This window comes from Pseudomonas faucium (genome assembly GCF_021602585.1).
Classification (GTDB): Bacteria; Pseudomonadota; Gammaproteobacteria; order Pseudomonadales; family Pseudomonadaceae; genus Aquipseudomonas; species Aquipseudomonas faucium.
Genome location: NZ_BQIP01000005.1, coordinates 75,217 through 93,811, shown reverse-complemented (window position 1 = coordinate 93,811; position 18,595 = coordinate 75,217). Strand labels below are relative to the sequence as shown.

Here is an 18,595-nt window from a genome sequence, read left to right as displayed (position 1 = left end):
CACAGAATGAGCATCGCGTTTTCGCCTTTCCCTGTAGTCCATTTCTGACTATCGCCCGTTGGCGTTTCTCGGCGCCCCGGCTAGTGTCAAGGAATTGTCCCGCGAGGCGCGAAGCATGAACAGGACGTCCAGCGCAGCGATCGGCTTGCTGATCGCAAGCCTTGCCGCATCGGCGGCGGAAACTGAGCGAGAAGGGGATTACTGGTACGTGCAGACCAGCGCCTACACCCGGCACTGGAGCCATGACCCCGAGCACAACAACCACCAGGAGCTGATCGGCATCGAGCGGGTGTACACCGATGGGCTGCTGTGGGGCGCGGCGACCTTCAAGAACTCGTTCTACCAGCGCTCCTACTACGGCTACCTGGGCAAGGTCTGGGAAAATCCGCAGTATCCCGTTTACGCCAAGTTGAGCGCCGGGTTGATCGAGGGTTACAAGGGCGAATACGACGACAAGATCCCGCTCAACCACTTTGGCGTTGCGCCCGTGATCATTCCATCGTTTGGCGCCCATTGGGGGCCGGTGGGGGCGGAGTTCGTGGTATTGGGTGCAGCCGCGGGGATGGTCAATGTGGGGTTGAGGTTCTGAGGCTGCAGGGCAGCCTCAGTGCGTTGTGCCTCAGGCTGCGTTGGGCAGGGCCTTGTCGGCCACCTTGCCGCGCCCGCCCAGCCACACCAGCAGCAGGCCGGCGGCGGCCAGCACGCCGCCGGCCATCGGCACCGCCGCATAGCCCAGGTTCAGGCTGATCACGCCGCCCCCCAGGGCCGCCCCCAGGGCGTTGCCCAGGTTGAACGCGCCGACGTTGATCGACGAGGCCAGGCCCGGCGCCTCGGCGGCGGCGGTCATCACCCGCATCTGCAGCGGCGGCACCACGGCGAAGGTGAACACGCCCCACACCAGCAGGGCGATGGCCGCGCCGATGTGGCTGCCGAGCACCAGCGGCATCAGCAGCATGATCAGCGCCAGGGTGCCGAGGAAAATGCGTGCGGCGCCGTCCAGCGACCAGTCCGCCAGGCGCCCACCGAGGCTGTTGCCCAGGGTGAAGCCGACCCCGATCAGCACCAGGCCAAGGGTGACGAAGCTGTCCGAAGCCCCCGTCAACTCGGCCAGCACCGGTGCCACGTAGGTATACAGGGTGAACATGGCCCCGGCGCCGAGCACGGTAGTGGCCATCGCCAGCAGCACGTTGGGCCGGGCAATCACCGCCAGCTCCTTGCGCACCTGCGGCACGCTGCCGCGCTCACCCTTGGGCAGGGCGTACCACAGCGCGGCCATGGCCAGCAGGCCGAGCACCGCGGTGCCGGCGAAAGCCATGCGCCAGCCGACCTGCTGGCCGACCCAGGTGGCCGCCGGCACGCCGCCGATGTTGGCGATGGTCAGCCCCATGAACATGGTCGCCACGGCGCTGGCCTGCTTGTCCTTGGGCACCACGCTGGCCGCCACCACCGCGCCCAGGCCGAAGAAGGCGCCGTGGTTGAGGCTGGTGACCAGGCGCGAGGCGAGCAGGGTGTAGTAGTCCGGCGACAGCGCCGACAACAGGTTGCCAAGGGTGAAGATGGCCATCAGCGCCATCAGCGCGGCGCGCTTGCCGAAGCGGCTGAACAGCAGGGTCATGATCGGCGCGCCGACCATCACGCCGACGGCATAGGCGGTGATCAGCATGCCGGCGCTGGGGATGCTCACATCCACGCCTTGGGCGATCACCGGCAACAGGCCCATCGGGGTGAACTCGGTGGTGCCGATGCCGAAGGCGCCGATGGCCAGGGCGAAGAGGACCCGTTTGGGAGAAAGCGTGCTCATCAGGAGCTCCGGTCTAAAGGTGGAAGGGGGGCTGCCGTGCAGGCCGGGCCCATCAGTCCCAGGCTGGGGCGAGATTGGCCGGGCTGACTTCCCGCCCGTTGCGCTCCAGGGTGGCGATCTGCGCCATGTCCTCGGCGTCCAGGCGCAGGCTGCGGGCAAGCAGGTTGCTGGCCAGGTTCTCGCGCTTGGTCGAGGACGGGATCACCGCGTAACCCAGCTGCAGGGCCCAGGCCAGGGCCACCTGGGCGACGGTGGCCTTGTGCTTGCTGGCGATGGCGGTGAGCACCGGGTCGTTGAGCACCTTGCCGTAGGCCAGGGTCATGTAGGAGGTCACGGTGATGCCCTGTTCCTCAAGGAACGCCGCCAGTTTGCGGTTCTGCAGATAGGGGCTGAGCTCGACCTGGTTGGTGGCGATTTCACCTTTGCCGACCACCTCGATCGCTTGCCGGGTCAGGTCGATGTTGAAGTTGGAAACACCGATCTGACGGGTCAGGCCCAGTTGCTTGGCTTGCGCCAGCGCGGTCATGTATTCGCGCAGTTCGACGCCATTGCCCGGCGCCGGCCAGTGGATCAGCAACAGGTCGACGTGGTCGGTACGCAGCTTGGCCAGGCTCTCGCGCAGGCTCGGTACCAGCTTGTCGGCGGCGTAGTTCTCGACCCAGATCTTGGTGGTGATGAACAGCTCGCTGCGCGGCACGCCGCTTTCGGCGATGGCCTGGCCGACTTCGCCTTCGTTCTTGTAGATCTGGGCGGTGTCGATGACCCGGTAGCCCAGTTCCAGGGCGGCCTTGACCGAATCGATGACGGTTTGGCCGGTGAGGCGGAAGGTGCCCAGGCCGAAGGATGGAATGCTCATGTGGTGCTCCTGCTGAAGTGATCGAGAGAACTAGAGCTTAGTTGCTCGGGTTCCAGGCTCGTTGGCATGGGCAGCAGTGTGCGGGTTTCGAGGTGATTGATTAAGGCGGGGCGGGGCCAAGGTCTTTTGACCTGAAATCACGAGTCAATGCCTGGCTCGTGATTTCAGGCGGGTAATGAAGGTCAGGCCGCGATCTGCCCCGGCACCGACTGCAACAGCCACAGGTGGCGCTGGCCTTCGAGCTGGGCTTCCAGGGTCGATGCCGCGCCGGTGCGGCGGGCGGCTTGGTCCTGGCCGAGCAGCTTTTCGAGCATGTTCAGCAGGTTGCGCGATTGGTCCGCCGAGGCGCGTTGGGTCTCATCCGACTTCAGCACCCCATCCTGATAGGTGCGCACACGCTCGTTCTGGCTGGCTTCCTGGGTAGCGCTGGCTTCCACCAAGGTGTTGTTGGCGAACGCCAGGCGCGTGCTGCTGCGCGAAACGTCCTCGACTTCGTGGTAGCGGTAGTTCTGCGATTTGCTGTCGCCGGTCAGGATCAAATCCACCAGCGGGTTCAGGCCCTTGTGCCACGCGGCCTTGAGGCTGGCTTGCTGGTCCTGCTGCAGCTCCAGGTTGGCGGCATTGCCTTTGCGGCTGGTGGACTGCGAGACCTTGTAGTCGAAGTGGTCGGCTTCTTCAGGGCGCATCGGGTTGCTCTGGCCGACGGCCTGGGTGATCGAGGCATCGAAGTCGGCCAGGCCGCTCAACAGCGTGCGGCTGACCTTGTTCAGCGCCGTGTCATGGTTGGTCGGGCGAGTGCTGGTGTCGTCCACGCTGTTGAGTTGGCTGAAGGCATCCTTGAACAGGGCCATCAGTTGCGCATCGCCCTGGCCGCGTTTCTGCGCAGTATCGAACTGGGTCAGGTAATTGGCCACTGCGGCCTGGCGCTGCGCCTGGCTGCCCAGCAGGGTACCGCCCTGGGTGTCGAGGTTCATCTTCACTTCGCCGCTGGCGCCCTTGAGCAACAGGCTGCGGGTGCTTTCGCCCAGGTTCAGGTCGAAGGTCTGCTGCACGCCGCTGGCGGTGTCCAGCTTGGCATTGAGCTGCAGGCCGGTGAACAGGCTTGGGTCGAGCTTGACCAGCGCCCCCAGTTGCAGTTGAGGGGGTTCGCGGGTCAGGCCGTTGATGGTGGACTGGAAGCTGTCGGCCAAGGCTGCCAGGCCTTTGAGCTCTTCATCGGTCAAGGTGCCGCCCTGCACATCGGCATCCACCGCAAGGCCTGCTTCGCTGCTGTACAGGCCCAGGGAAATGGTGGCCCCCGAGGCGCTGGTGAGCTGGAAGGTCACGGTATTGGTCGCATGTTCACGCAACCGGGCCTGCTGCATGCCCAGCAGCAAGGGGTCGGTACCCGTGCTGTCATTGACCGCCAGCCCTGACTGGGAAATCCGCTGACCACCGTTGGCTGCCAACTGCTCGAGCAGGGCGGCGCCTAGCCCCTGGAAGCGGGCGGCAGGCGAGGAAGACTGGATTGCGGTGTGCATGGACATGCTGAGCTTGTCGAGGCCGTTCTTTTCCCACACGTATTGGCCCTGCGGCTCTTGCAGCGTGCCTTTGGCGGTGTAGGTCTGGGCGTCGATGCTGGAGGTCTGCTGGCCAAGGCTGACCACGGTGCTGGGGCGCACGGTCTGTGCCTGGGGCAGGCTGGTGCTCGCGACCTGGGGGGCGCGTGGGGCGAATTGAACGACGGGTGTCAGGCGTACCGCAGAGGTAATGGTGGTCATCGCCAGCATCCTTACTGATCATCAAGGGTAAACCTTGATATCGGCAGGCCAGCAGTAAACCTGAATGCGCATGTGAAATGCACATGGCCCACCGGTGGGTGGGCCATGTGGGGGGGACGATCAGCGGCGGCGGAACAGCGGCAGCGGTTCGTCGGTGGCGGCCTGGTAGGTCACCGAGAAGTCTTTCAGGCTTTGCAGGGCGTCTTCCGGGTCCTTGTCGGCACGGATGGCGAAGGCATCGAAACCGCAACGGGCCATGAAGAACAGCTGGTCGCGCAGCACGTCGCCGATGGCGCGAAGCTCACCCTTGAACTGGTAGCGGTCACGCAGCAGGCGCGCGTTGGAGTAGTTGCGCCCGTCGGTGAAGGCCGGGAAGTTCAGGGCGATGACCTGGAAGTGCTGCACGTCGTCGCCGATCTCTTCCGCCTGCTCGTCGCTGTCCAGCCACACGCCCAGGCCGCCGTCGCGGGCCTTGAGCACGTGGGCATGGTCGCGCCACAACTGCAGCGGGACGATGTAGTCGTCGCAGTTGGTCAGCTCGTCGAGGCTGGTTTCCTTGGGCAGCAGGTGCCAGGTTTCGTCGACGATCTGGTTGTTCTTAATGATTCGCTGCATAGACGCGCTCCTTGAAGGGGTCGATGCCGATACGCTGGTAGGTGTCGATGAAACGCTCTTCCTCGGTACGTTGCTCGACGTACACGGCGATCAGCTTCTCGATCACATCGGCCATGGCGTCCTGGGCGAAGGATGGGCCGAGGATCTTGCCCAGGCTCGCGTCACGCGCGGCGTTGCCGCCCAGCGACACCTGGTAGAACTCTTCACCCTTCTTGTCCACGCCGAGGATGCCGATGTGGCCGACGTGGTGGTGGCCGCAGGCGTTCATGCAACCGGAGATGTTCAGGTCGATTTCGCCGATGTCGAACAGGTAGTCGAGGTCGTCGAAACGGCGCTGGATGGATTCGGCGATCGGGATCGACTTGGCGTTGGCCAGCGAGCAGTAGTCGCCGCCCGGGCAGCAGATGATGTCGGTCAGCAGGCCGATGTTCGGCGTGGCGAAACCGCCTTCGCGCAGCTCCAGCCACAGCGCGTGCAGCTGGCGCTGTTCGACGTCGGCGAGGATGATGTTCTGCTCGTGGGAGGTACGCAGGAAGCCGAAGCTGTAGCGCTCGGCCAGGTCCGCCACGGCGTCCAGCTGCTTGTCGGTCAGATCGCCCGGGGCAACGCCGGTGGGCTTGAGCGACAGGGTCACGGCCACGTAGCCAGGGCGCTTGTGGGCGCGGGTGTTGCGCGAGCGCCAGCGGGCGAAGCCTGGGTTTTCGGCGTCCTGGGCGCTGTAGTCGACGTTGTCGAGGGCCAGGTACTCTGGGTCGATGAAGTGGCGCGAAACACGCTGCACTTCGTCTTCGGTCAGGGTGGTGCTGCCGCCACGCAGGTGGGCCATCTCGGCCTCGACCTTCTCGGCGAACACTTCCGGGGTCAGTGCCTTGACCAGGATCTTGATCCGCGCCTTGTACTTGTTGTCACGGCGACCGTAACGGTTGTACACGCGCAGGATGGCGTCCAGGTAGCTGATCAGGTCCTGCCAGGGCAGGAACTCGTTGATGAACGAGCCGACCACCGGGGTACGGCCCAGGCCGCCGCCGACCAGCACGCGGAAGCCCAGCTCGCCTGCGGCGTTGCGCACCGGCTCAAGGCCGATGTCGTGCACTTCGATGGCCGCGCGGTCTTCTTTGGAACCGTTGATGGCGATCTTGAACTTGCGCGGCAGGTAGGCGAATTCGGGGTGGAAGGTGGTCCACTGGCGGACGATCTCGCACCACGGGCGTGGGTCGATGATCTCATCTGCAGCAACCCCGGCGAACTGGTCGGTGGTGGTGTTGCGCAGGCAGTTGCCGCTGGTCTGGATCGCGTGCATCTGCACGGTGGCCAGTTCGGCGAGGATGTCCGGGATGTCTTCCAGGGCCGGCCAGTTGTACTGCACGTTCTGGCGGGTGGAAATGTGGGCGTAGCCTTTGTCGTAGTCGCGAGCGATCTTGGCCAGAGTGCGGACCTGGCGGGCGTTGAGCTGGCCATACGGCACGGCGACACGCAGCATCGGTGCGAAACGTTGGATATAGAGGCCGTTCTGCAGGCGCAGAGGGCGGAATTCTTCTTCGCTCAGCTCACCGGCCAGGTAGCGGCGGGTCTGATCACGGAACTGCTTGACGCGGTCCTCGATGATCCGCTGATCGTACTCGTCGTATACGTACATAAAAGTCCTGTCTCAGGCTGCATGCAGCTATTCGCGCGCACGGCCGCGCACTCCGGTTCGGAGCCGAGGAACGATATCAGGTTGGGGTTATGCGCTAAAGTGATGTTTTTGCATATGAAAAGAACCAAACGAACTAACTGAGACTGACTGGCATTTGTTCGTGATTGGCCCTCTGGCGTTTATACTCCGCGGTTTGCCCAAGGGGGACCGCATGCTCAAGGCGCTGTGCCAAAGCTTGTGCCTGAGCTTGCCGCTGGCAGCCACGGCCCAGGCTGCTTCGGTGGTGTTCCTCAACCCCGGGCAATCCACCGAAACCTTCTGGCTCAGCTATTCGCGCTTCATGCAGGCGGCCGCCGACGACCTGGGCATGACCTTGCGCGTGGAGTATGGCGAGCGCAATGCCGAGCGGGCGCTGACCCAGGCGCGGGCGGTGCTCGAAGGGCCGCAGCGGCCCGACTACCTGGTGCTGGTCAACGAGCAGTACGTGGCGCCGGAAATCATCAGGCTTTCCAAGGGGACCGGGGTCAAGCTGTTCTTGGTCAACAATGGCCTGACCGCAGGCCAGGCCGAAAGCATCGAGGCGCAACCGGGCAAGTACGGGCAGTTGCTGGGCACCCTGACCGGCAACGACGAACAGGCGGGCTACCAGATGCTGCACCAGATGGTTGCGTTGCTGCCGCCCAGCGACGACTTCATCGACCTGGTGGCCTTTTCCGGGGTCAAGACCACGCCGGCCTCGCAGCTGCGCGAGCAGGGCATGCGCCGCGCCCTGGCCGATTTCCCGCGGGTGCGCTTGCGCCAGGTGGTGTACGGCGGCTGGAGCCGGCAACGCGCCTTCGAACAGGCCCAGCAGCTGCTGCAGCGTTACCCGCAAACCAAACTGGTGTGGTCGGCCAATGACGAAATGGCCTTCGGCGCCATGCAGGCCTTCGAGGCCGCCGGGCGCAAGCCGGGGCGCGACGTGGTGTTCAGCGCGGTCAACAGCTCGCCCGAAGCGCTGCGCGCACGTATCGACGGGCGCCTGGGCGTGCTGATGGGCGGGCATTTCAGTTTGGGAGGCTGGGCCATGGTGATGCTGCATGATGACGCCCAGGGCCTGGCGATGAACCGCGACGGGCGCGACGAGCACAGCTTGCCGGTGTTGCAGTCGATCGACCCGGCCAAGGCCAGGCGCTGGCTCAAGCTGCTGGAAAAGGACGATTACGGCGTCGATTTCCAGCATTACAGTGCTCAAGGGCGGCCTTCGAGCTACCAGTATCCTTTTCTTGCGTCACCCGTCGACTATTGAAAGACCCTGCTTGAGCAAAGGGCATGGCTCGTCTTAACTGCTGGTGGTGAAGTGCATTCCCATAAACACTACAAGAGGCAATGCAATGGGAAACTCTACCAAGGTCCGCAAAGCTGACAGCAGCGTCGATGCCTGGGCGATTCTCTGCTTGATCGTCCTGGTGGTGGTCACTGCCGTGTATTGGGTCAGCCACCAGTAGCACCTTGTTTTCAGACCGTGATGCCACCTGAGCCGCCCGCGGAAGGGATTTCCGCGGGCGGGTTGCGTTCTAGCGGGCGGTGAGGTGCAGGGCCAGCTGCACCAGGCCGATCAGCACCGCGATGAACACCAGGGTGAATAACGTACCCAATGCGATGAAATGGCTGGCCTTGCCGTGGGTGAAGTCGCGTGCGCGGTTCTTGCCGCTCTGCACGCCGAAGGCGGCGGCGAGGATGCTGTGCAGCATTTGCCAGAAGGTTGGGGGCTTGCCTTGGCTGGAATCGTCCATGGGGGCTCCTGGGGAATCGGAGGCAATCAGGGACAGTGTAGGTGAATGTACCGGACCTATCGCCGGCAAGCCGGCTCCCACAAGTAGCGCAGAGCACTCAAGGCCTGCGCTGTCCCTGTAGGAGCCGGCTTGCCGGCGATGGGGGCCCAAACAGTCTTAGCTGTCGTACCCAAGGTTAGGCGCCAGCCAGCGCTCGCTGACGCTCACATCCTGCCCTTTGCGCGCGCTGTAGCTGTCGATCTGGTCCTTGTCCACCTTGCCCACGGCAAAGTACTGCGCCTGCGGGTGGGCAAAGTACCAGCCGCTGACCGCTGCCGCCGGGAACATCGCAAAATGCTCGGTGAGGAACACGCCGCTTGGCCCGGTCTCGCCAATCGCGCTGCCGTCGAGCAGGCGGAACAGCGTTTCCTTCTCGGTGTGGTCCGGGCAGGCCGGGTAGCCCGGGGCAGGGCGGATGCCGCTGTACTGCTCCTTGATCAGCGCCTCGTTGTCCAGGTGCTCGTCGCGGGCATAACCCCAGTGCTCCTTGCGCACCTGTTCGTGCAGCCATTCGGCGCAGGCTTCGGCCAGGCGGTCGGCCAGGGCCTTGACCATGATCGAGCTGTAGTCGTCGCCCTTGTCCTGGTAGGCCTTGGCCACTTCCTCGGCGCCGATGCCGGCGGTGGTGATGAAGCCGCCGACATAGTCGGTCACGCCGCTGCCCTTGGGCGCGACGAAGTCGGCCAGGGAGAGGTTCGGCTTGCCATCGGGCTTGATGGTCTGCTGGCGCAGGTGGTGCAGGGTGGCCAGTGGCTGGCCATCGTCGCCGTACACTTCGATGTCGTCGTCGGCCACCTGGTTGGCCGGCCAGAAGCCGAACACCGCACGGGCACTGATCAGCTTCTCGTCGATCAGCTTGTCGAGCATCTCGCGGGCGTCCTGGTACAGCGCGGTGGCTGCCTCGCCGACCACTTCGTCGGTGAGGATGCGCGGGAACTTGCCGGCCAGGTCCCAGGAGATGAAGAACGGGGTCCAGTCGATGTATTCGGCCAGGGTGCGCAGGTCGATGTTCTCCAGCACCTTGACGCCGGTGAAGGAGGGCACCGCCGGCTGGTAGCCGGCCCAGTCGTATTGCGGCTTGGTCGCCACCGCCTGGGCATAGCTCAGGCGCTCGGTGCGGGCGCTGCGGTTGGCGGTGCGCTCACGAACCTCGACGTAGTCCTGGCGGGTCTTCTCGACGAAGCCTGGCTTGAGTTCCTTGGACAGCAGCTGCGTCGCCACGCCCACCGCGCGCGAGGCGTCGGTGACGTAGATGACCGCATCGTTGCTGTACTTGGGCTCGATCTTGACTGCGGTGTGCGCCTTGGAGGTGGTGGCGCCGCCGATCATCAGCGGCAGGTTGAAGCCCTGGCGCTGCATTTCGCGGGCGACGTGGACCATCTCGTCCAGCGACGGGGTGATCAGGCCCGACAGGCCGATGATGTCGCACTTCTCGTCGCGGGCGGTCTGCAGGATCTTCTCGGCCGGCACCATCACGCCGAGGTCGACGATGTCGTAACCGTTGCAGCCCAGCACCACGCCGACGATGTTCTTGCCGATGTCGTGCACGTCGCCCTTGACCGTGGCCATGAGGATCTTGCCCTTGGCTTCGGGCTTGTCGCCTTTTTCGGCTTCGATGAACGGAATCAGGTGGGCCACCGCCTGCTTCATCACGCGGGCGGATTTCACCACCTGCGGCAGGAACATCTTGCCCGCGCCGAACAGGTCGCCGACCACGTTCATGCCGCTCATCAGCGGGCCTTCGATGACCTCGATGGGGCGCGCGCATTGCTGGCGGCACTCTTCGGTGTCCTCGACGATGTGTGCGGTGATGCCCTTGACCAGCGCGTGCTCCAGGCGCTTGCCGACCGGCAGCGAACGCCAGGCTTCGTTTTCCACTTCCTTGGTGGCGCCGCCGCCTCTGTAGTTGTCGGCGATGGCCAGCAGCGCGTCGGTGCCTTCCGGGGTGCGGTTGAGCACCACGTCCTCGACCTTCTCGCGCAGCTCGGCGGGGATCTCGTCATAGATCTCCAGCTGGCCGGCGTTGACGATACCCATGGTCAGGCCGTTGCGGATGGCGTGGTAGAGGAACACCGAGTGGATCGCCTCACGCACCGGGTTGTTGCCGCGGAACGAGAACGACACGTTGGACACGCCGCCCGAGCTCAGGGCATGGGGCAGGTGGTCGCGGATGTAGGCACAGGCCTCGATGAAGTCGACGGCGTAGTTGTTGTGCTCTTCGATGCCGGTGGCGACGGCGAAGATGTTCGGGTCGAAGATGATGTCTTCCGGCGGGAAGCCCACTTCGTTGACCAGGATGTCGTAGCTGCGCTGGCAGATTTCCTTCTTGCGCGCGGCGGTGTCGGCCTGGCCGACCTCGTCGAAGGCCATCACCACCACGGCGGCGCCATAGCGCTTGCACAGGCGGGCGTGGTGCTTGAACTGCTCGACGCCTTCCTTCATGGAAATCGAGTTGACGATGCCCTTGCCCTGGATGCACTTGAGGCCCGCCTCGATCACTTCCCACTTGGAGGAGTCGATCATGATCGGCACGCGGGAGATGTCCGGTTCGCCGGCGATCATGTTGAGGAAGCGGACCATGGCGGCCTGGGAGTCGAGCATCCCTTCGTCCATGTTGATGTCGATCACCTGGGCGCCGGCCTCGACCTGCTGCAGGGCGACTTCCAGGGCCTCGGTGTAGTTCTCTTCGCGGATCAGCCGGGCGAACTTGGCGGAGCCGGTGATGTTGGTGCGCTCACCGACGTTGACGAACAACGACTGGCGATCGATGGTGAACGGCTCCAGGCCCGACAGGCGGCAGGCTTTGGCGATTTCCGGGATCTCGCGCGGCTTGTACTTGGCGACCGCTTCGGCAATGGCCTGGATGTGGCCCGGGGTGGTGCCGCAGCAGCCGCCGATGATGTTGAGGAAGCCACTGGCGGCGAATTCTTCGACCACCGCGGCCATCTCGGCCGGGGTTTCGTCGTATTCGCCGAAGGCGTTGGGCAGGCCGGCGTTGGGGTGGGCCGAGACGTGGGTGTCGGCCTTGGTCGACAGCTCTTCCAGGTACGGGCGCAAGTCCTTGGCGCCCAGGGCACAGTTGAGGCCCACGGAAATCGGCTTGGCGTGGCGCACCGAGTTCCAGAACGCTTCGGTGGTCTGGCCCGACAGGGTGCGCCCGGAGGCGTCGGTGATGGTGCCGGAGATCATGATCGGCAGTTCGACGCCGTCGTCCTCGAACACCTGCTGCACGGCGAAGATCGCGGCCTTGGCGTTGAGGGTGTCGAAGATAGTCTCGATCAGGATCAGGTCGGCGCCGCCCTCGATCAGGCCGCGGGTGGCTTCGATGTAGTTGGTCACCAGCTCATCGAAGGTGACGTTGCGATAGCCTGGGTCGTTGACGTCCGGGGAAATCGAGCAGGTGCGGCTGGTCGGGCCGAGCACGCCGGCGACGAAGCGCGGCTTGTCGGGCGTTTCCAGGGTCTTGGCATCGGCCACTTGGCGGGCGACGCGCGCGCCCTCGACGTTCAGCTCGTAGACCAGCGATTCCATGCCGTAGTCGGCCTGGGAAATCTGCGTGGCGTTGAAGGTGTTGGTTTCGAGGATATCGGCGCCGGCATCGAGGTAGGCTTTCTCGATCGCGGCGATCACATCCGGGCGGCTGAGCAGCAGCAGGTCGTTGTTGCCCTTGACGTCGCTTGGCCAATCGGCGAAACGCGTGCCACGATAGTCGTGTTCCTCGAGGCGATAGCTTTGGATCATAGTACCCATGCCGCCGTCGAGGATCAGGATGCGCTCTTTGAGTGCGTGCTGGAGTGCTTGGAGACGAGCGCTGCGGTCGGACATAGGAACTACCTGGTCGGGCAAATATCAGAAGGTGCGGAATCATAACAAAGCTGCGCGGTTTTTAGGCGCATCGGCCATTTGCATGAATTCTGTTCATGTTCAGGCGCAAGCACCCAGGACGACCAGGCATATCGTGATAGCTTTCAAGAACCAGGACTTACGGCACATGGTGCATCGCCTTATGGTTGCCGCTTTCGCCTTGCTGACCAGCAGCATGGCGTTCGCGCAGCCCCCCCAATCGAGCCCGGCAATTTCCTACACCCGGGATATCCAGCCGATCTTCACCGAGAAGTGCGTGGCCTGCCACGCGTGCAACGACGCCGCCTGCCAGCTCAAGCTGGAAAGCCCCGAAGGGGCGGTGCGCGGCGCCTCCAAGGTACCGGTGTACCAGGGTGACCGGAGCAAGGCGGTGCCCACCACGCGGCTGTTCTACGACGCCCACAGCGAACAGGAGTGGCGCAAGAAAGGCTTCTATTCGGTGCTCGACAACCAGGGCAGCCAGGCCGCGCTGATGGCGCGCATGCTCGAGCTGGGGCACAAGACGCCCATCACGCCCAATGCCAAGCTGCCTGATGACATCGTCCTGGGCCTGAACCGCACCAACATGTGCCCGTTGCCCCACGAGTTCGACGCCTACGCCGGCGCCCACCCGCAAGAGGGCATGCCGCTGGCCGTGACCGGCCTGACCGACAAGGAATACGACACCATGCGCCGCTGGCTGGCCGCCGGTGCCCCGGTGGAGTACCAGCCAATCAAGCCCAGCGACGCCGAAGCCCGGCAGATTGCCGACTGGGAAGAGCTGCTCAACCGCCCGGGCTCGACCGAAGCCCTGGTCGGCCGCTGGTTGTACGAGCACCTGTTCCTGGCGCACATCTACTTCGTCGGCGGCGAGCAGGGCCACTTCTTCCAGTGGGTGCGCTCGCGCACGCCAAGCGGCCAGCCGGTCGACCTGATCGCCACGCGGCGCCCCAACGACCCACCCGGCACCGATTTCTACTATCGGTTGATTCCGGTGCAGGGCGTGATCGTGCACAAGACCCACATCACCTACCCCATGGGGCCGCAGAAGCTCAAGCGGGTGAAGCAGCTGTTCTATGCCGGCGACTGGCATGCCACGGCACTGCCGGGCTATGGCCCGCGCCACCGGGCCAACCCGTTCGAGACCTTCGAGGCGATCCCGGCGGTGGCGCGTTACCAGTTCATGCTCGACAACGCCGAGTACTTCGTGCGCACCTTCATCCGCGGCCCGGTGTGCCGCGGGCAGATCGCCACCGACGTGATCCGCGACAACTTCTGGGCGCTGTTCCAGGAGCCGGCCCACGACCGCTACATCACCGACGCCAAGTACCGGGGCGAGGCCACGCCGCTGCTGGCGATGCCAGGCCAGATCGACGACGTGGGCAGCGTACTGTCGCTGTGGCACGCCTACCGCGACAAACGCAACGACTATGAAAAGCTGCGCCGCGAAGCCTACGCCGAAATGCCGGCACCGGGCTGGGCCACGCTGTGGGCCGGCAACGACAACGCCTTGCTGAGCATCTTCCGCCACTTCGACAGCGCCTCGGTGACCAAGGGCCTGATCGGCGACGTGCCGCTGACCGTGTGGCTGTTCGACTACCCGCTGTTCGAGCGCACCTATTACCAGCTGGCGGTCAACTTCGATGTGTTCGGCAACGTCTCGCACCAGTTGCAGACGCGCCTGTACTTCGACCTGATCCGCAACGGCGCCGAGGTCAACTTCCTGCGCCTGATGCCGGCCGGCCAGCGCGGGGCGATCCTCAGCAACTGGTACCAGAACAGCGGCAAGGTGAAGATGTGGCTCGACTACGAAGACATCGACACCGACACCCCGACCGGCATCGCGCTCGACCCGCGCGACCCCAAGCGCGACTTCGGCCTCAAGTTGCTGCAGCGCACCGGCAGCCTCAATGCCGCGCCTGACCCGATCAACCGCTGCCAGGGCGCCTACTGCTCGCGGCCGCAGGTCAGCGAAGAGTTTCGCAATGCCGAGCAGTCGCTCAGCCGCCTGGTGTCGCGCCCGGCCGCGGGCCTGAAGGTGATCAACCAGCTGCCCGAGGCGATTATGCTGCGCATCGAAGGCGAGGGCGGCCAGCGCCAGGTCTACAGCCTGTTGCGCAACCGCGCGCACAGCAACGTGGCGTTCCTGCTCGGCGAAGCCTCGCGCTACCAGCCGGGGCTGGATACCTTGACCCTGTACCCGGGGGTGCTCAGCAGTTACCCGAACTTCATCTTCAACATCCCGACCAAGGATGTGCCGGAGTTCGTCGAAGACATGGAGTACGCCCGCGATGATGCCGCCAAGTTCGAGCGTATCGTCATGCGCTGGGGTGTGCGCCGCAGCCATCCGGAGTTCTGGCGCTACTTCCACGACCTCAACAGCTACATCAAGGAAACCACCCCGGTCGAGGCGGGTGTGCTGGACATGAACCGCTACGAGAACCTCTGATCGGGTCGGCTGACCTTTCCGAAGGCCCTGCGGTCGGAAACGGTGGGTGGCCCAATCGCCGGCAAGCCGGCTCCCACAAGGATCGATGCTGTACCTGAGCTTTGTGGGAGCCGGCTTGCCAGCGAACGAGCGCGACGCGCTCGCCGGGCCTCAATGCACCGGCAATCGCAGGGTATTTCATGCTGTATTCGCTTCAGGCACTGCGGGCGTTCGCCGCCTGGGTGGTGGTCTGCCACCACTTCATGCAGATCTTCTTCGACTTCCACGCCACCGGCCCCATCGGCCAGTTGCTCACCGACCGCGGCGCGGTGGGCGTCGACATCTTCTTCGTCATCAGCGGGCTGGTGATCTACCTCTCGACCCGTGACAAGGCCATCGAACCGCGTCAGTTCCTGCTCAACCGAGCCCTGCGTATCGTCCCTGCCTACTGGTTCTACACCGCGCTGATGGCGGCGCTGCTGTTGGCCTTCAGCCAGTGGATGCCGCATCAGGAATTCGCCTGGCACCACCTGTTGCTGTCGCTGCTGTTCATCCCGGCGGAAAACCCCGGTGGCTATGGCCTGTACCCGACCCTGAACGTGGGCTGGACGCTGAATTTCGAGATGTTCTTCTACCTGCTGTTCGGCCTGGCGTTCCTGGTTCGCCAGCGCCATCACCTGCTGCTGGTGACCTTCGCCTTGCTGCTGGTGAGCGAAGTGCTGGGCCGCCTGGGCGTGCTCAGCCGCTTCTACAACAACGACATCATCTACGAGTTCCTGCTCGGCATCGGCCTGGGTGTGCTGTATCGCCGTGGCCTGATCCGCGAGGGTGTGTGGCTGCCGTTGGCGATACTGGGCCTGGCGGGCTACGCGCTGTATCACCTCGACGCTTCCCAGCGCCTGCTGCACTGGGGCTTGCCCAGCGCGCTGGTGGTGCTGGCGTTCGTCGCCCTTGAGCCGTACTTCCAGGGCAACCGGGTGCTCAAGGCGCTGGGCGACTGCTCGTACTCGGTGTACCTGGTGCACGTGCTGGTGCTGTATGCCGGCTGGTTCGCCAGCCAGCGCCTGCACCTGAACCCCTACCTGGTGTTCGCCCTGTGCGTGCCGTCCATTGGACTAATGTCGTGGTTCAGCTACCAATGGCTGGAGCGTGGCCTATACCGCCGAATGCAGGCCTGGCTGGCGGCGCCACGGGGCCAGAGCCCGGCATTGGCGCTATCCCGAGTCAAATACTAGGACTTTGTTCAAAGGCCAGGTTGGCGTACACTTGGCCGCAAGTCTGTGAGGAACTTCCATGAGCGCTATAACCATTACCGACGCCGCCCATGATTACCTGGCCGATCTGCTTTCCAAGCAGAACACGCCTGGCATCGGCATTCGCATTTTCATCACCCAGCCGGGCACCCAGTACGCCGAAACCTGCATCGCCTACTGCAAACCGGGCGAAGAGAAGCCCGACGACGAGCCGGTGGGCCTGAAGAGCTTCACCGCCTACCTCGACGCGGTCAGCCTGCCGTTCCTGGAAGACGCACTGGTCGACTACGCCACCGACCGCATGGGTGGCCAGCTGACCATCAAGGCGCCTAACGCCAAGGTGCCGATGGTCAACGAAGACAGCCCGATCAACGAGCGCATCAACTACTACCTGCAGACCGAGATCAACCCGGGCCTGGCCAGCCACGGCGGCCAGGTGAGCCTGGTCGACGTGGTCGACGATGGCATCGCGGTGCTGCAATTCGGTGGCGGTTGCCAGGGCTGCGGCCAGGCCGACGTGACCTTGAAGGAAGGCATCGAGCGCACCCTGCTCGAGCGCATTCCAGAGCTCAAGGGCGTGCGTGACGTGACCGACCACACCCAGAAAGAAAACGCCTACTACTGATAGGGTTTTTTGTGGGTCTCTAGCAACAAACTGTTACGGTTTCAACCCCTGCGACAACAGGCCGCAGCCCGTGTTTAAAGGGCTGCGGGCCATCTTGGCCTTGGTCGGGTAGAAGCCCTCGGGGCGTCATGCAAGAATGCCCCGGTTTTTCGGCCGGCCCGCTTCTGGGGCGGGCACCTTCCCTGTAAAGGATGGTTTCATGAATGATCTGTTGACCCGGCGCGCCGTAGTCGCCGGGATGGGCGTTCTCGGGCTCGGCCTGCTGGCCGGCTGCAGCCCGGCCCGGGGGCTTGATTTCAAGTACGGCAAGAACATGAGCAACGAGATCCTCGGGCGCAAGTTCCGCCTCAAGGACCCCCAGGGCAACGAACGCACCCTGTCGAGCTTCTACGGCAGCATGCCGATGATCTTCTTCGGTTTCACCCAGTGCCCGGCGGTGTGCCCGACGACCCTGGCGCGCGCGGCGCAAATCCGCAAGCTGCTCAGGGGCCGCGACCGCGACCTGTTCCAGGTGGTGTTCATCACCCTGGACCCGGAGCGCGACACCCCCGAAGTGCTCGATGCCTACGTCAAGGCCTTCGACCCGACGTTCACCGCGCTCACCGGTACCCCCGAGGAAATCGCCGCGGTGGCCAAGGAGTTCAAGGTCTTCTACGAGAAGGTACCTGCCGGTGACACCTACACCATTTCCCATTCATCCACCAGCTACGTCTACGACACGCGTGGCACCCTGCGCCTGAGCCTGGGCCATTCCCTGAACGCCCAGGAATGTGCCGAAGACCTGCGTACCCTGATGGAGATCTGCTGAATGTCGATGCAACCAATCAAGCGCGGCTTGGCCGTTCTGGCACTGATGGGCCTGGCCCTGCCGGCCCTGGCCGAAACCACCGTGAGCGATGCCTGGGTGCGTGCCAGCGTACCGCACCAGCAGTCCACCGGTGCCTTCATGACCCTCACCGCCAGCAGCGACAGCAAGCTGGTGGGCGTGGCTTCGCCCGTGGCCAAGACCGTGCAGGTGCACGAGATGACCATGAACGGTGACGTGATGGGCATGAAGGAAGTGAAGGCCGTCGAGCTGCCGGCGGGCAAGCCGGTGAGCCTGGACCCCAACGGCTACCACGTGATGCTGATGGGCCTTAACCAGCAGGTGAAGGAAGGCGAGAAAGTGCCACTGACCCTGACCATCGAAGATGCCAAGGGCGGGAAGGAAACGTTGAACGTGCAGGCAGAAGTGAAGGCCCTGACCGCCGAGGCCGGCGGGCATGACCACATGCACATGAAGCACTGATTCAACTGATGCACCGGGGGCCGCGCAATGCGGCCCCTGTTCGTTCAGCTACGAAAGCGTGGCAAAGGCCTGTCGAGCGTCAACGAGGTCAAGGTCTTTCGCACCTGGGCCTCGTCGGCCTCCAAGGCCTTGAGGCTTGCGCGGATCTTGCCAGCGGCGGGCACATCGCCCTGCCGGTCGATCCAGTCGGCAATCTCCTTGCAGGCACTGCTCAGGCAGGCTTGGCGCTGGTTCATCAGCGACAGCAGGGTGGTGAGCTCTCTTTCGGACATGGCGGGATCCTCCATTCAGCCCTGTGAGTGTAGCAGAGGATTGGCCGGGCTCTGCTGGCTTTGCCAGGACGCATTTAAGGCGTGCTCTCAACGCGTAGAAACAACTCGTTACTTATAAACAGCATGTTTAAAGTTTCTGATAGTGCGTTGACTTTGGATGATGCTCGGCAGCTGAAACTAAATCGTTGTAGCGCCTGATTGAACGGTATGGCAGTCGAAATATAGAGAGAAATTGTGCGTAGGAATATTCCTACGCGCGGGCCTGTGCCTGCGGTCAGTATCCGGGTTTTTAGAATTTGGGCATTGAGCAAAACCTGAAAATCGTCCTAGATTGATATTGCCCGCACCAACCAAGGGCGATTTCAATAATCTGAAAGGAGTTCTCTTATGAAATCTGCAATCGA

15 protein-coding genes are annotated in these 18,595 nt (G+C 63.9%); 7 read left to right on the top strand and 8 right to left on the bottom strand.

The window, feature by feature from the left end:
* The first annotated feature begins 115 nt into the window (after positions 1–115).
* Positions 116–589, top strand: a complete 474-nt coding sequence (locus tag L6D75_RS08275) for a sn-glycerol-3-phosphate transporter (protein WP_176516745.1) — start codon at positions 116–118, stop codon at positions 587–589.
* 30 nt (positions 590–619) lie between these two features.
* Here the strand turns inward: L6D75_RS08275 and L6D75_RS08270 are convergent, their stop codons facing one another.
* The 5 genes from L6D75_RS08270 to L6D75_RS08250 form a co-directional block, all read right to left on the bottom strand.
* Positions 620–1,801, bottom strand: a complete 1,182-nt coding sequence (locus L6D75_RS08270; RefSeq protein ID WP_176516747.1) for an MFS transporter — start codon at positions 1,799–1,801, stop codon at positions 620–622.
* Positions 1,802–1,853: 52 nt separating this feature from the next.
* A complete protein-coding gene (dkgB, locus tag L6D75_RS08265) occupies positions 1,854–2,657 on the bottom strand; it encodes a 2,5-didehydrogluconate reductase DkgB (RefSeq protein WP_176516749.1) in 804 nt (267 codons plus the stop codon).
* A 182-nt stretch (positions 2,658–2,839) separates the two neighbouring features.
* Positions 2,840–4,417, bottom strand: coding sequence for a hypothetical protein (locus L6D75_RS08260; protein WP_176516751.1), 1,578 nt, complete (start codon positions 4,415–4,417; stop codon positions 2,840–2,842).
* Between the two features lie 120 nt (positions 4,418–4,537).
* A complete protein-coding gene (locus tag L6D75_RS08255; protein ID WP_176516753.1) occupies positions 4,538–5,032 on the bottom strand; it encodes a DUF934 domain-containing protein in 495 nt (164 codons plus the stop codon).
* Complete coding sequence (locus L6D75_RS08250) at positions 5,016–6,668, bottom strand: nitrite/sulfite reductase (RefSeq protein ID WP_176516755.1); 1,653 nt, start codon at positions 6,666–6,668, stop codon at positions 5,016–5,018. The genes L6D75_RS08255 and L6D75_RS08250 overlap by 17 nt, the downstream gene beginning before the upstream one ends.
* Before the next feature lie 211 nt (positions 6,669–6,879).
* Between L6D75_RS08250 and L6D75_RS08245 the strand changes: the two genes are divergently transcribed.
* The gene (locus L6D75_RS08245; RefSeq protein WP_176516757.1) at positions 6,880–7,956 is read left to right on the top strand and encodes an ABC transporter substrate-binding protein; all 1,077 of its coding nucleotides are present in this window, start codon (positions 6,880–6,882) and stop codon (positions 7,954–7,956) included.
* Positions 7,957–8,224: 268 nt separating this feature from the next.
* Here L6D75_RS08245 and L6D75_RS08240 read toward each other — a convergent pair whose 3' ends face one another.
* Together L6D75_RS08240 and metH are read right to left on the bottom strand one after the other, a co-directional pair.
* A complete protein-coding gene (locus tag L6D75_RS08240) occupies positions 8,225–8,443 on the bottom strand; it encodes a DUF2970 domain-containing protein (protein ID WP_012271636.1) in 219 nt (72 codons plus the stop codon).
* Positions 8,444–8,599: 156 nt separating this feature from the next.
* Positions 8,600–12,307 carry a methionine synthase gene (gene metH, locus L6D75_RS08235; RefSeq protein WP_176516759.1) on the bottom strand — a complete coding sequence of 1,236 codons (3,708 nt, stop codon included), beginning with the start codon at positions 12,305–12,307 and terminating at the stop codon, positions 8,600–8,602.
* A gap of 166 nt (positions 12,308–12,473) precedes the next feature.
* On the opposite strand from metH, the gene L6D75_RS08230 reads away from it, so the two are divergent.
* The 5 genes from L6D75_RS08230 to L6D75_RS08210 all read left to right on the top strand — a co-directional run bounded on the left by L6D75_RS08230 (position 12,474) and on the right by L6D75_RS08210 (position 17,919).
* A complete protein-coding gene (locus tag L6D75_RS08230) occupies positions 12,474–14,774 on the top strand; it encodes a fatty acid cis/trans isomerase (RefSeq protein ID WP_176516762.1) in 2,301 nt (766 codons plus the stop codon).
* A 179-nt stretch (positions 14,775–14,953) separates the two neighbouring features.
* The gene (locus L6D75_RS08225) at positions 14,954–15,988 is read left to right on the top strand and encodes an acyltransferase family protein (protein ID WP_176516763.1); all 1,035 of its coding nucleotides are present in this window, start codon (positions 14,954–14,956) and stop codon (positions 15,986–15,988) included.
* A 58-nt stretch (positions 15,989–16,046) separates the two neighbouring features.
* On the top strand, positions 16,047–16,631 hold the full coding sequence (gene nfuA, locus L6D75_RS08220) for a Fe-S biogenesis protein NfuA (protein ID WP_176516764.1): 585 nt from the start codon (positions 16,047–16,049) through the stop codon (positions 16,629–16,631).
* A gap of 199 nt (positions 16,632–16,830) precedes the next feature.
* Entirely contained in the window at positions 16,831–17,439 is a 609-nt protein-coding gene (locus tag L6D75_RS08215; RefSeq protein WP_176516765.1) for an SCO family protein, read from the top strand.
* On the top strand, positions 17,440–17,919 hold the full coding sequence (locus L6D75_RS08210) for a copper chaperone PCu(A)C (protein ID WP_176516766.1): 480 nt from the start codon (positions 17,440–17,442) through the stop codon (positions 17,917–17,919). It begins immediately after the preceding gene.
* A gap of 44 nt (positions 17,920–17,963) precedes the next feature.
* Here the strand turns inward: L6D75_RS08210 and L6D75_RS08205 are convergent, their stop codons facing one another.
* Complete coding sequence (locus tag L6D75_RS08205; protein ID WP_003250422.1) at positions 17,964–18,191, bottom strand: hypothetical protein; 228 nt, start codon at positions 18,189–18,191, stop codon at positions 17,964–17,966.
* Positions 18,192–18,595 lie beyond the last annotated feature (404 nt).

Bases quoted from the DNA above. Each gene is read 5' to 3' on its own strand.
- L6D75_RS08275 (WP_176516745.1), top strand. From the start codon at position 116: ATGAACAGGACGTCCAGCGCAGCGATCGGCTTGCTGATCGCAAGCCTT.
- L6D75_RS08270 (WP_176516747.1), bottom strand. From the start codon at position 1,801: ATGAGCACGCTTTCTCCCAAACGGGTCCTCTTCGCCCTGGCCATCGGC.
- dkgB (WP_176516749.1), bottom strand. From the start codon at position 2,657: ATGAGCATTCCATCCTTCGGCCTGGGCACCTTCCGCCTCACCGGCCAA.
- L6D75_RS08260 (WP_176516751.1), bottom strand. From the start codon at position 4,417: ATGACCACCATTACCTCTGCGGTACGCCTGACACCCGTCGTTCAATTC.
- L6D75_RS08255 (WP_176516753.1), bottom strand. From the start codon at position 5,032: ATGCAGCGAATCATTAAGAACAACCAGATCGTCGACGAAACCTGGCAC.
- L6D75_RS08250 (WP_176516755.1), bottom strand. From the start codon at position 6,668: ATGTACGTATACGACGAGTACGATCAGCGGATCATCGAGGACCGCGTC.
- L6D75_RS08245 (WP_176516757.1), top strand. From the start codon at position 6,880: ATGCTCAAGGCGCTGTGCCAAAGCTTGTGCCTGAGCTTGCCGCTGGCA.
- L6D75_RS08240 (WP_012271636.1), bottom strand. From the start codon at position 8,443: ATGGACGATTCCAGCCAAGGCAAGCCCCCAACCTTCTGGCAAATGCTG.
- metH (WP_176516759.1), bottom strand. From the start codon at position 12,307: ATGTCCGACCGCAGCGCTCGTCTCCAAGCACTCCAGCACGCACTCAAA.
- L6D75_RS08230 (WP_176516762.1), top strand. From the start codon at position 12,474: ATGGTGCATCGCCTTATGGTTGCCGCTTTCGCCTTGCTGACCAGCAGC.
- L6D75_RS08225 (WP_176516763.1), top strand. From the start codon at position 14,954: ATGCTGTATTCGCTTCAGGCACTGCGGGCGTTCGCCGCCTGGGTGGTG.
- nfuA (WP_176516764.1), top strand. From the start codon at position 16,047: ATGAGCGCTATAACCATTACCGACGCCGCCCATGATTACCTGGCCGAT.
- L6D75_RS08215 (WP_176516765.1), top strand. From the start codon at position 16,831: ATGAATGATCTGTTGACCCGGCGCGCCGTAGTCGCCGGGATGGGCGTT.
- L6D75_RS08210 (WP_176516766.1), top strand. From the start codon at position 17,440: ATGTCGATGCAACCAATCAAGCGCGGCTTGGCCGTTCTGGCACTGATG.
- L6D75_RS08205 (WP_003250422.1), bottom strand. From the start codon at position 18,191: ATGTCCGAAAGAGAGCTCACCACCCTGCTGTCGCTGATGAACCAGCGC.